The sequence below is a fragment of the Trueperella pyogenes genome, assembly GCF_001070855.1.
Classification (GTDB): domain Bacteria; phylum Actinomycetota; class Actinomycetes; order Actinomycetales; family Actinomycetaceae; genus Pauljensenia; species Pauljensenia pyogenes_A.
Window position 1 is genome coordinate 47625 of sequence record NZ_JVLH01000003.1, and the last position, 12287, is coordinate 59911.

The 12287-nt window shown below is 54.5% G+C and carries 10 protein-coding genes, 1 tRNA gene and 1 riboswitch; all 11 genes read right to left on the bottom strand.

Translation table 11 applies throughout. The annotated features are described in order from the left end of the window. Window positions 1-244: 244 nt before the first annotated feature. Window positions 245-1696 carry an Ig-like domain-containing protein gene (locus ADG72_RS00280; protein WP_048711331.1) on the bottom strand — a complete coding sequence of 484 codons (1452 nt, stop codon included), beginning with the start codon at window positions 1694-1696 and terminating at the stop codon, window positions 245-247. Window positions 1697-1966: 270 nt separating this feature from the next. Beyond that, a complete protein-coding gene (locus tag ADG72_RS00285; RefSeq protein WP_080978611.1) occupies window positions 1967-3400 on the bottom strand; it encodes an Ig-like domain-containing protein in 1434 nt (477 codons plus the stop codon). Between the two features lie 196 nt (window positions 3401-3596). Continuing rightward, window positions 3597-4847, bottom strand: a complete 1251-nt coding sequence (locus ADG72_RS00290; protein ID WP_414717742.1) for an MFS transporter — start codon at window positions 4845-4847, stop codon at window positions 3597-3599. A gap of 146 nt (window positions 4848-4993) precedes the next feature. Further along, window positions 4994-5066: transfer RNA gene (locus ADG72_RS00295), tRNA-Arg, on the bottom strand. A gap of 110 nt (window positions 5067-5176) precedes the next feature. After that, window positions 5177-6106: a universal stress protein gene (locus ADG72_RS00300; RefSeq protein ID WP_048711332.1), complete on the bottom strand. Its 930-nt coding sequence runs from the start codon at window positions 6104-6106 to the stop codon at window positions 5177-5179. Between the two features lie 158 nt (window positions 6107-6264). Then, on the bottom strand, window positions 6265-6984 hold the full coding sequence (locus ADG72_RS00305; protein WP_065427136.1) for a C40 family peptidase: 720 nt from the start codon (window positions 6982-6984) through the stop codon (window positions 6265-6267). A 3-nt stretch (window positions 6985-6987) separates the two neighbouring features. Further along, window positions 6988-7120: riboswitch (cyclic di-AMP (ydaO/yuaA leader) on the bottom strand. A gap of 168 nt (window positions 7121-7288) precedes the next feature. Beyond that, a complete protein-coding gene (locus ADG72_RS00310) occupies window positions 7289-7978 on the bottom strand; it encodes a metal-dependent transcriptional regulator (RefSeq protein ID WP_048711334.1) in 690 nt (229 codons plus the stop codon). A 131-nt stretch (window positions 7979-8109) separates the two neighbouring features. Then, a complete protein-coding gene (locus ADG72_RS00315) occupies window positions 8110-9393 on the bottom strand; it encodes an MFS transporter (protein WP_048711496.1) in 1284 nt (427 codons plus the stop codon). 99 nt (window positions 9394-9492) lie between these two features. After that, the gene (locus tag ADG72_RS00320; protein WP_048711336.1) at window positions 9493-10938 is read right to left on the bottom strand and encodes an NCS2 family permease; all 1446 of its coding nucleotides are present in this window, start codon (window positions 10936-10938) and stop codon (window positions 9493-9495) included. Window positions 10939-11053: 115 nt separating this feature from the next. Further along, a complete protein-coding gene (locus ADG72_RS00325; protein WP_048711338.1) occupies window positions 11054-11815 on the bottom strand; it encodes a DUF3027 domain-containing protein in 762 nt (253 codons plus the stop codon). Further along, complete coding sequence (locus ADG72_RS00330) at window positions 11808-12182, bottom strand: cold-shock protein (protein ID WP_034251511.1); 375 nt, start codon at window positions 12180-12182, stop codon at window positions 11808-11810. The genes ADG72_RS00325 and ADG72_RS00330 overlap by 8 nt, the downstream gene beginning before the upstream one ends. Between the last annotated feature and the right edge of the window lie 105 nt (window positions 12183-12287).

Consider the following 12287-nt stretch of genomic DNA (forward strand, 5'->3'; position numbering starts at 1 on the left):
ATTTTCAGAAATTTTTTCAAACAAAGGCCGATACATGTGTGTATATTCATAGCAAAATCCCAGTTTTGACTGAAAATGAAGTACACCTTGAGGCAACGCTGCTGCCCGCGTTTCCCGCGTGAAGATGAATGGACGCAGAAGTCCCGCACTTCACTCCCCAATCACAACATGGAGCCCCCCACATAGCGATTGGCCGATGCCCCCACACGGAGACACCGGCCAATCAAACTAGCGAGAGATTAAGTTACTGCGCGCGTCGACGCGAAATCATTGCGCCCAGTGTGCCAGCTAAGACGCCAGCGATAAGAACAACCGCTGTACTTGCACCCGTGTGAGCCAAAACCTTTGGTGCTGCGCTGGATGTTGAAACGCTGGGTTCAGGCTCGGGACTCGTGGTGGACGGAGTGGGCTCAGGCTCGGGCGTCGTAGTAGACGGGGTCGGCTCGGGCTCGGGCGTAGTCGTTGACGGAGTGGGCTCGGGCTCGGGCGTCGTAGTAGACGGGGTCGGCTCAGGCTCGGGAGTAGTCGTCGATGGAGTAGGTTCAGGAGTTGTCGTTGAAGGTGTCGGCTCCGGGGTAGTCGTCGACGGGGTAGGCTCAGGCGTCGTAGTAGACGGAGTCGGGGTCGGCGTCTTCTTCTTATCTGCATCGACATCGCCCCAACCGGCGGTGTTAATGACGATGCTCTTCTCGGCAACCTGGTCATTGACGACAGCAGTGTTCTTGAAAGAGCTACCAACGCTTGCACTGGCCGGAACCTTGAGTTCTGTGTAGTACTTGAGCAGGTAGTAGGCATCGCCACCCGAGTTCGGGAAAGATGCGACAAAACCGTTAGCAGTCTCCGTCATGGTGAAAGTGCCACCATTGATCGAGCCTCCAACGTCGACCTTTTCAGCAAAATTCTCACGCTTCGGGTCGTTCTGGAAGTCTTCCAGCGAATTCCACTTCAGAAGACGCGTACGCTGCCATGCACCATTCGGATCATTGAAAAGACGGTAGCCACCGTTGGCGGGATCAAAAGTATCGGTCACGCTGATGGTGCTTGCATGGTTTTGACGCTCAGGGATGTAGACCTCCCACGTAAAGCGCTCATCATGCCCGTTGTGAAGCTGCCAACCATCCTTATAGGCCTTGGCAGGCGCATGAGCATTAGACTTCGGAACAATCTTTCCATTGGGCATGGGAACAGGAAGCGTCACCGTGTGATTCACAGTGAAGCTCAAATTTTCACTTGAAGATTCGGCGGCTGTATCACCAACCAGGTGAATCTGGCCCTTCGCATTTTCATGCGTCTTCATGTAGTCGGTGAAAACACAGGTGAGTTCAGGTCCTTCGCCAGAAGGCACCGAGCACCGAAGTGCTACGCCACCGGTCTGAGCATCAGTCACATCGAAAGATGCCTGACGAGTCCTCAATTCCTTGGGAAGCTTGATGGTAAGCGTGTCATTTTCGGCTACAGTCTTACCGGTCGTATCGAAGGAGAAAACGGCGTTGAAAGAGTCGAAGACATTGTTGGGACCATTTGGATGCGTGGTGTTCTTGATCGATGCATCGGTAACCACATTGACATCCGCAGCCTGTGCGACGCCATTCGAGGTTATTACACCAGCAGCAGCTCCAGCACCGACCAGCGCACAGGCAAGTGCTGTTGCTCCCCAAGAAGACAGCGGGCGGGCGCTTGTCACTTCAGAGTTCATTTCAAGTTATCTTTCGTTGAGAACGTCGAACTGTATTGAGATCCCTCGAATGCTACCACATCAACATACAGGATAAAATCAGTTATTTTTCACACTTTCCGCATTTTTCAGATATTGCACGGAAAATCCCGAATTTATAACGCAAGAGACGAACTCTATTCATCCACAATTCCCCTGCGCAGATGAAGGCCATACGACAATTTCAGATTCTTATAGAAAACGTGGCTGGTGCAAAATTACGCACCAGCCACGTTCACGATCACCGATCACTTATTGTGCCCGACGGGCGATGAGCGAGGCGCCCGAAATTCCAAGCAACAGCACCGAAAGTCCGATCAGCGCAGCATCACTTCCCGTACGGGCAAGAGCCTTTTGAGGGGGCAAACTTGCGCTTGTTGACGAGGCCGGGGCCGGGGTCGTCGTCGAGGCTGTCGGCTGCGGTTCCGGAGTCGATGATGAGGGTACAGGCTCAGGCTCGGTAGTCGACGGCGTAGGCTCGGGTGTAGTCGTCGACGGCGTGGGCTCAGGTGTAGTCGTCGACGGCGTGGGCTCAGGTGTAGTCGTCGACGGGGTAGGTTCAGGCGTCGTTGTAGACGGGGTAGGTTCAGGCGTCGTTGTAGACGGAGTTGGCTCAGGAGTTGGTGTGGTCTTTTGATCTGCGTCCAGATCTCCCCAACCGGCAGTCTTGATGGCAATAGTGTTCTCAGCCTTCTGCCCACTTACAACCGCTGTATTTGTAAAAGTGCTGCCGACTTTCGCGTTAGCTGGAACATTCAGAACTGTGTAGTACTTAAGCAGGTAGTACGCATCGCCATGAGTATTCGGGAACGAAACACGGAAACCATTCTCGGTATCTGTCATCTGGAAGATTCCCCCATTAATTGCACCCCCTACCGAAACAGTCTCTGCAGGACGTTCATGACTGGGATCCGCTTTAAAGTCCTCCAGCGAGTTCCACTTCAGAAGGTGGGTGCGCTGCCACGCATTCTTACTGCTCTCATCATTGAAAAGACGGTAGCCACCATATGAGGAATCAAAAGTGTCATTAATGACGATGGTGTTTTCACCAATACTGCGCTCAGGAATGTAGACCTCCCAGGTGAAGCGCTCGGGGTGCCCGTTGTGAAGCTGCCACCCGTACTTATACGGGGTCTCCGGGGCGAAACCTCTTGTGTTCTTGACAATTGCCCCATGATCAAGGTGCATCGGAATATCAACTGAGTGATTAATCGTCGCATGAAGCACTTCACTTGTTGTTTCTTTCACCGAATCTGCAACAAGGACAATATTTCCCCTGGCATTAACATGCGTTGCCATAAAGTCGGTGAAAACACAGGTCACTTCTGGACCTTCAGCTGCAGGAACAGTGCAGCGCAGCGCAACGCCACCTGATTCCGTGTCGGTTACATCGAAAGAAGCACTGCGAGTTCGCAGCTCACTGGGAAGCTGAATATTAAGAGTATCGTTCTCAGCAACTGCCTTGCCGGTAGTATCAAAAGTCAGCTCGAGCTTGAAATTGTCATAGACATAGTTCGGACCTGCTGGCGTCGACGTATTAGTAATCTTCGCTCCAGTCACGGCATCAATTTGAGCGGCCTGTGCAGATTGGTCAGCCGCCACGACTCCTGCCAAGGCGCTCACACCCACCAAGGCGCACGCTGCCCCTGTTGCAAGCCATGACGGAACTCGTAAAGCGCGCTTCATACCTGACTCCATAACGCGATACACCTCTTCAGCAAGGTTAATAATATTCAGACTCTCAAATGCTAGCACTGAAAATATGCAGATGAATTTCAGCAAGAATTGAGAAAAGCCTCAAAAGCTGAATAAATACACGCGAAAGAAGGCTGATAGATCACATAATTGCGACACTCGAGATGTCTCACATCTCAGACAATATTCAGTTTTGACTCGGATCCAAAGCCATATGAGAATCTTTAATCCGGGCTGCAGGAGTGAAAGCCAACGCGACACCAGCAAGCACTGACAGAACAACGAAGATATACATTGCCGCTTCGACACCCACAACAGACGCAAGAAGACCAGCAGCGACTGACCCCAGGGGCATCACTCCCCACACCGCGAAACGGAAGGTCGCATTCATGCGTCCAAGCATCCACTTGGGGCAGATCTCCTGCCGCAAACTCATCTGCGTCACGTTGTAGATGGTGATGAAATACGAATACACGACTCCCGCACCAGCAATTACCCAGCCCGCGATCTCGGGCACATGAAGTGCCGCCGGCTGCAAGACAAGGATCGAGACTCCAATGACGTAAGTGATCACAATGCAACGACCGATTCCCAGGCGCCCAAGCCACAGGGAACGAGTCATCGCCCCAAGAATGCCACCAAGTGCTCCCGCGCTCAGAAGGACCCCCAATTGCGTCGCATTCATGCCCAGCGTTCGAAGCACCAAAATCGGCAAGAGAACGCGCAGCCCTGAACCCGTAAAAGCAGCAAAGGAGATGCAGGAGAATAGGGGGAAAAGCAGAGGCTCATGTCGAACGAAACTCAACCCCTCGCGGATTTGTGCAAGCAAAGAGGCACTAGGGCGTGCTGGTTTAGGCTCAGGTGTTCTAATCCGCCAAATCGCCACCGTCGAGAACACGTAAGTTACTGCGGTGAAAACGTAGGCCAGAGGGGGCGCAAGGACACCCAGAAGCCAGCCGCCTAAACCAGGTCCACCCGCTGCGCCGACCTGGTACGAGGCCTCGAGTCGGCCATTCGCAGCCGCGATGTACCGCGTGGAGGCAATTGCTGGAACATAGGACTGATACGCAACATCAAAGAAGACTGTCGCAAGTCCCAAGAGCGCAGCAACGATCATCAGGTGCGTGAGTGTCAGCGTAAACCACTCATATGCGATCGGAATCGAAATGAGCGCAAAAACCCGCGCAAGGTCAGAAACAATCATGACCCGGCGTTTACGCCACCGATCAACCCACGCACCCGCGGGAAGACCAATCAGAAGAAATGCGAGTGTTTGCAAGCCGGTGAGAACACCGATTTCAGACTCCGTGGCATGCAATATTGAGATAGCGATTGCCGAGGTTGCAAGAGTGGCTACTTGGAAACCAAACTCGGCTGCGGTCTGGCCGGCCCACAGGTGCATGAAAGCGGAATTGCGCGTGAGAGGATGGCTCAGCAAGCGCCCAAGCACCCTGTTCACTTCTCCCCCATGCTGCTTTGCGTTATTTCTTCACTACCCCGATGGTGCAACCGCGCAAATCTGGGGAGTCCTCTCCGAATAGAATAATACAAAACGGCCTGAGACCAAGCCGTTTTGCACTTCAGTGCCCCCGAGACGATTCGAACGTCCGACACCCGCTTTAGGAGAGCGGTGCTCTATCCCCTGAGCTACGAGGGCGCACCCCCATAGGGTATCACCCACCTCTTCGTTTCTCAGACTCTCGAAAAACAATGCATATACGCAAGCGGCGACACCCGAAGATGTCGCCGCTATTTAAAAACGCATTGTCAGCGCCTGCTCCACTCCTGCGAAGGATCAGGTGACACATCGTGGTGGGCAGATGGAACCACCATCACCGGGCAGGTTGAGTGCGCGATCACTGTCTGCGAAGTCGAACCCAATAAGATGCCGGCGAAGCCACCGCGGCCTCGGGTACCAACGACAACCAAATCGACGGCTGTCGAGAACTCAATGAGCAACGATGAGGGGGACCCGTCCAAAGCATGACGAGCAACCTTGCGCTGGCGCCCATCCAAGGCTGCATCAACAGCGCTATCAAGACCCTCCTTGACATCCTTGAGGAGCTTGTCGCGATCGATATTGGCTGGCAACCAAGCCATCATCGTCGTACCCGTTGTCATTGGGACTGCGGCAACTGCGGTCAGGCGAGCATCCCACAGCTCGGCCTCGTCAACCGCACGCTTGAGCGCCGAGGTCGCACCTTCGGACCCATCAGAGCCAACGACAATTCGCTCAATGGGAGTGAAAGCCTTACCCGAGGTGTGACGGGGCACAATAACGACCGGGCAATGAGCATGAGCAGGAAGTGCGGAAGACACAGTTCCCAGGAGGCGGTCGGCGAAACCGCCACCACCGCGCGAGCCAACGACAATCAAGTCGACTTCGCGAGACATATCGATAAGAATTCCCGCGGGATCACCAGCTTCGACGAGGCCGTGAACGTCAGGAGCGCCAATTTCCTTTGCCAGGTCAACGCCTTGCTTAACGATCTGCGATGCTCCTTCTTTAAGAGCCGCATCGTCGAGGACCGCATATCCGCCGTCTAGGGTTGCCGCAGCATACGACGCAACGGCATATGTACAAATAATGTGAAGTCTGCATGAACGAACCTTTGAACGCTCTGCGGCCCACTTGACTGCTGCGAAGCTCTCCTTTGAGCCATCCACACCGACCAAAATCACTTCTGATGTCCCCATGACTACCTCCTCGTGATTACGTCACCACTATTTTGCCCTATTCTCACGCGAAATGTCAGCACTTCTGCGATTCCACAGCGAAGAAGTGAATATCACGGAGCGCGGGCGGATATAGAAAAGGGGCCGCCGCAGCGACCCCTTCCCTATCACACAAAAACTCAGTAGCGCACGAAGCTGTAGTTACCCCACAGCGGCTGGACCTTAGTCACAGAACCGGGGGTGGTAGCCTCGACGACCATTCCGTTGCCTGCGTAGATGCCCACGTGACCGTAGGCGTGCCACACGAGGTCACCGGGACGCGCTTCAGAAGCGGAGACGAAAGTACCCGCTGCGCCCTGCGCACCAGAGGTACGCGGAATGGAGATACCTGCACGAGCGTAAACGTACTGGGTGAAGCCAGAGCAGTCGAAGCCCGCGGGGGTAGAGCCACCGTAGACGTAAGGAATGCCGGTGAGCGACAGAGCGATCGACACAATGTCGTTACCTGAAGGGTTCAGCGCTGCAGACGAAGTCGCCGAATCGCTCAGATCCGTACGAGTGTAATCACGCGAAGTAGTATTCGTCGTTGCAACAGGAGCCGGAGCTTCAGCCGAAGCGGAAACTTCGTCACTAGCAGACCAGGCGATATCCGGGACCGAAACCGTCGTAGGCAGAACGGTCGCGGTGTTGTTTGAAGTATCGACTGCGGCATCGTGGACGGTGGGGGCTGCGGTTGCAGTACCACCGACGACAGCGGTCAGAGCGAGTCCAGCGGCCGACGCAGCAGCGGTGCCGCGAAGCGGTGTCTTGAACGCGGTGAGCGTGTCAGCCAAGTCGAAAACAGGGGCCATCGGGCGGCGTGCCTTGCGGTGCCGCGGCGCGGGCTTACCAGTTGTCACAAGTAATCTCCTCTTTGACCTGCGAGGTGAGCTGTCGGGTTCGGGCGGGAGAGCCCGGCTTGGTTTCCCAAGCTTCACCCCAAGACCCAAGGGTCGTAAGTGGTTTCCCCGCGTTGAACCTTCGTCTTACCTATTTCTTCGCGGTTCAACCTCGGTTAACGAAGAACGGTCGGCCAGTGCGGCCACGTATGAGTTTATCCTACCGCCCCTAAAATGTCACGCCAATGTAACGAAACGATGACGAACATATTACAGGTTTTCTTAAGGTTTTGCAGCTTACTTTCAGAATTGCTGGTCAGGGAACTTAATTAAGCGTGATGAAAAGGTGTGGAGCAAGCGTCAAGGGCAGTTGAACGGCCTGACCGGGCACTGATTCCTTCCCATCATTGGTGTGAGTTACCTCAATAACGACCTCACGAGGGTCAGCCTCGAAGTTAATCCGAGCCCCCGGACGCACTCCGCAACGAGCAAAGGCATCCAGCAATTCCGTCTCTGCTTGGATGGGTTCACCGATTCGGGTCACCGTTCCAGAGGTGGACTCCCCCATTCGCAATGCCAGTTCCATCGAAATGCCGTCTGACACTCCATCCGTCCCAGGAATTGGGTTTCCATAGGGATCGGTCGTCGGGTTATGAAGAATTTCCCCAAGACGCTGTTCAACCTGGTCCGACATGACGTGCTCCCAGCGACACGCTTCCTCATGGGTGTGGGCCCAATCCAAACCGATGACATCAGTCAAAAGACGCTCAGCAAGGCGATGCTTGCGAACAACTTCAATGGCGCGCTCACGCCCCAGAGCCGTCAGTTCCAACCGCCGGTCCCCCATGACATGCACGAGGCCATCACGTTCCATTCGCCCAATAGTTTGCGAAACCGTGGGGCCAGAGTGCCCCAATCGCTCAACAATTCGAGCGCGAAGAGGCGTAACACCGTCTTCTTCAAGCTCAAAAATCGTCTTGAGATACATTTCGGTGGTATCGATCAGATCGCTCACGATTCCTCCATAGGTAGTTTCTGACCTCAGAGTACATATTTCCGCGCCATGGTGTTCATTAGCTACGAAAACCGCGCGTCACGGGGAGTCAGGTGAACAAGTTCAGCATCAATTGAGATAAGCCGATGTTTCTAATTCCCCATAAGGGGATCGTAATGAGCATTCGGGTTCTCAATTTCAATGGGGTGCGCACCCGCGCGAACATGTAAATGGATATCCCACCGTTTCATACACACCGCTGCGGCAATAATCGTCACAAGCACGGTTGAAACAGAACCCACCCAAATTGACGCACGGGCATCAATCACTTGACCAATCCACCCGACAAAGGGAGCGCCGATAGGTGTCGACCCCATGACGACCATGCCGTACAGAGCCAAAACCCGTCCACGTACGTCTTCTGCAGTCGTGGTTTGAACCGCCGCATTTGCAGAAGTGAGCATGGTGATCATGGCAAAACCCGTCGGAATGCACATGATCCCATAGGTTTCATAGGTGGGAGTAAATGCCAGAATCGTTGATACAACGCCCAATGCAATAGTTGAGCCAACGACCAAACGAAGGCGCGGAAGCTTCCGCCGCGCAGCAAAAAGTGCCCCAGAAAACGATCCGACCGCAATCAGTGCACTCAACATACCGTACTGGCCCGCTCCCCTATGGAATACCGTTGTCGCCATGACAGCCGTCGTAAGCTGCTGATTTAAGGCCAAAGCCGAAGCAAAACCAACTACAACAATGATCAAAATAAGATCGGGACGGCCTCGTAAATACACAAGCCCCTCACGCAGCTGCCCTTTCTTCCGAGGAACCGGCCGACGAGGCACTAAATCCTTATGGCGAATTGATGTCGTGAACATCGCGGCAATCAGGAACATTCCCGAGTTCACAAAGAAGACCCAGGCCTCGCCCACCCAATCAATCATCAGGCCCGAAATTGCGGGGCCTACCAGACGGGCAAAATTAAAAGCAACAGAGTTGAGCGCCACAGCGTTCGTGATCGATGAAGCGGGAACAAGCTCGGAAACAAAAGCCTGGCGCGCAGGAGAATCAAAAGCTGCGGCAACTCCCCCGCCAAAGGCTAAGGCATACACCAGCCACAGATGCGCATGCCCCGTAAAAACCATAATTCCCAAGAGCAGGCCGAAAACACCGAAAGATGTCTGGGTGACCTGGATGATTCCTTTGCGATCAAGACGGTCAACCACGACGCCCGCATAGGGACTCAAAAGAAGAATGGGGAGAAATTGAAGAGCTGTGACGACACCGATTTGGAAAGAGGAATTCTGCGTCAATACGGTCAAAACAAGCCAGTCCTGAGCGACGCGCTGCATCCACTGGGCAGAAGCAGCCAGCACATTGGCGACAAACCAATGCCGGAAACTCCGGTACTCAAATGACTGAAAAGTTCGTGACACAAAAGCCCCCACACCGCTCAAGACTGCTTTTGCAGGATACGCCCAAATACAGGTGTGGGGGCCGACACATGCCGGCCCCCACAAAAGGCGAATAACGGATCAGGCTCCCAAAGCAGCCCGAATCGGACCCAAAAGGAAGTAGACCACGAAGAGGATCGAGGTCAGCCACATCAGCGGGTGAATCTTACGAGCCTTGCCCAGAGTGATCTGAATGACTGTGTAGGCAATGAAGCCAACACCGATACCCACCGAGATCGAGTAGGCGAAAGGCATGAAGGCGATGGTCAAGAAGCCGGGGATTGCATACTCCGGATCCTTCCAATCAACCTCAAGAACCTGAGCCATCATGAGGAAGCCAACGAAGACCAGTGCGGTCGAGGCGGCCTCTGTCGGGACAAGCTGAACCAGGGGCGAAAGGAAGGTGGACAGCAGGAAGAGGACACCGGTGACAACCGAGGCCAAACCAGTACGCGCACCCTCGCCAACACCGGCGGTCGACTCAATGTAGGAGGTGTTCGAAGAGACACCGCCCAGACCACCTGCAGCAGCGGCCAAGGAGTCTATGAGCAGAATACGGCTGGAGTGAGGCGGGTTTCCGCCCTCGTCCAGAAGACCACCCTCGGCACCGACAGCAACCATCGTTCCCATGGTGTCAAAGAAGTCTGCAAGCATCAGCGAGAAAATCAGCAGAAGAACCGAAACGACGCCGAGCTTTCCGAAGGCGCCGAAGAAATCGATCTGGAAGAGCGAGTTAAAGCTGGGGATCGAAATCGGAGAGCCGCTCAGTGCTGGAACGGTCTGTCCCCAACCGGTAGGAGAGTTCTCACTACGTACGGGAAGGTGAACGAAGAGCTGGAGGATCGCTGCCAAAACCGTGGAAGTGATAAGGCCGATGAGCATTGCGCCCTTGACCTTGCGCACGTACAAGATGATGGTCAGACCAAGGCCGACAACGAAGACCAAGGTTGGCCATCCCTGCAGGGAGCCATTAATACCAAGCTGAACCGGGGTTGCGCCTGCACGAATGATACCCGCGTTAATCAGGCCAACCAGGGTAATAAAAAGACCGATACCTACAGAGATAGCGGTCTTGATCTGGTACGGAACTGCGCGGAAGACCGCGTCTCGGAATCCTGTCAGAACGAGAAGGGTAATGAGGATACCCTCCCAGAAGATCAGGCCCATGGCCTCTTGGAAGGTTAGTCCTGAACCAAGGACCAAGGTGAAGGCAACGATTGCGTTGAGGCCAAGACCTGCGGCCAGCGCCAGCGGGTAGTTCGCAACGACACCCATGAGGATGGTCATGATGCCCGCGACAAGTGCGGTGCCTGCAGCAATTCCTGCGGGAGTGATGGAGCCGTCTTGAGGCAGAGCGGCCGAAAGAATCGAGGGGTTAACAACAAGGATGTAGGCCATTGCGAAGAAGGTGACCACGCCACCTCGGATTTCGCGACCAATTGTGGATCCACGTTCAGTGATGTGGAAGAAAGTGTCAATGGAATTCAGTGGCTTTGCGCTCGATGGCGCTTTCTCTTGTGTGCTCACTCCCCAAATAATCGCTGAAAAAACGCTCAAAGTGAAGCGCTTATCATCCAGCGAGATGCACTTTGATTTCCCGGATCGACCTGCTTATAGTTCTTGTTTAGAACCAGTTTCGTTCTCAGGACCCGATTCGCTCAGATTCAACAAGGAAATCGTTGATACGCGAGGGGCGAACCGGCCAATCCGTTCCATTGTTCGGCACATCAGTTTCAGAGTGTGCACCGCAGGTGTGATCCAAACTCACGACACAGCCATCATCTTGTGCCCATTCATTTGCACAGACACCAAAGACCAGACGCATCGAACCGGACATCTTCATGAGGAAGCCACAGGTCGAACAGGTCTGCTTGGGGCGACGACCACGCTTCGGTCCACGATCCGAGGCGTACCAGCGCTTTGCAGCATCGTCGTGACCTTTATCAGAAAGAACGCGAACGCGTCCCAATCCCAACTCGCGATCCGTTGGCAAATCCGGATCTTCACCGGTGTCCTCAAGCCCCGAAATCAGGCGATCATCATCGTCACGGTACGGCAGAACATCCTCACGGCTCACATCACCCGGCTGCAGGCGCTCCTCCCACGGGAGCCACTCGGGTGCCAAAAGTGCACCGGAACCGGGTACCAAATCAACTTCACACACCGTGATCTTCCGCGAGCGCGGAACGCGCGTCAAAATGACCGACCAACGCCAGCCGACATAACCGGCATCGTTACAGGCGAAGTAGTGAGTACCAAGGCGCTCGGCATTCATTTCGAAAGAAAGATGCTCCCCTACCGAGGCTTCTCCCCCAACTTCGACCGCGTTTTCACGCGCAAAATCCACCGCTTGGGCGAGCTGCTGATCCATTCGCCCACGCGCGGACGCAGTTTTTTCAGGCATCAAAATCCTCTGCAACGGCCCGCATGACCTTCGCGATCTTTGCTGCATTTTCCGGGTAGTGTCCGCGGCGCAAAGATTCAGAAGAGGCATCGAGCAGTTTAATTAAGTCTTCGACGACGGGCACCATAGTTTCGGGCTTACGTCGTTGGGCACGCGCCACGGAGTGCGGCGTGGAAATAATACGAACCGACAGCGCCTGCGGCCCCTTGCGCCCATCGGCAACTCCGTATTCAACACGGGTTCCGGGACGAGGCGTCACTCCTTCAGGCAGCGCGGAAGAGTGCAGGAAAACCTGACCACCGTCTTCTCCCATAATGAAGCCAAAACCGCGCTCAGCATCAAAAAACTTCACCTTACCAGTGGGCATCCTGTGCACTCCTTCCTGTGTCGTCGGCTAAGGACGTATCCTCCATCATAGATGGCACGTCAATCAAACGCTTCTTAGCCGTAAACTAGTGGCTATGTTTTACCA

Excerpts from the sequence above, each read along its gene's own strand:
- ADG72_RS00280 (WP_048711331.1), bottom strand. The coding sequence starts at position 1,696 with ATGAACTCTGAAGTGACAAGCGCCCGCCCGCTGTCTTCTTGGGGAGCA.
- ADG72_RS00285 (WP_080978611.1), bottom strand. The coding sequence starts at position 3,400 with ATGAAGCGCGCTTTACGAGTTCCGTCATGGCTTGCAACAGGGGCAGCG.
- ADG72_RS00300 (WP_048711332.1), bottom strand. The coding sequence starts at position 6,106 with ATGGGGACATCAGAAGTGATTTTGGTCGGTGTGGATGGCTCAAAGGAG.
- ADG72_RS00325 (WP_048711338.1), bottom strand. The coding sequence starts at position 11,815 with ATGCCTGAAAAAACTGCGTCCGCGCGTGGGCGAATGGATCAGCAGCTC.
- ADG72_RS00330 (WP_034251511.1), bottom strand. The coding sequence starts at position 12,182 with ATGCCCACTGGTAAGGTGAAGTTTTTTGATGCTGAGCGCGGTTTTGGC.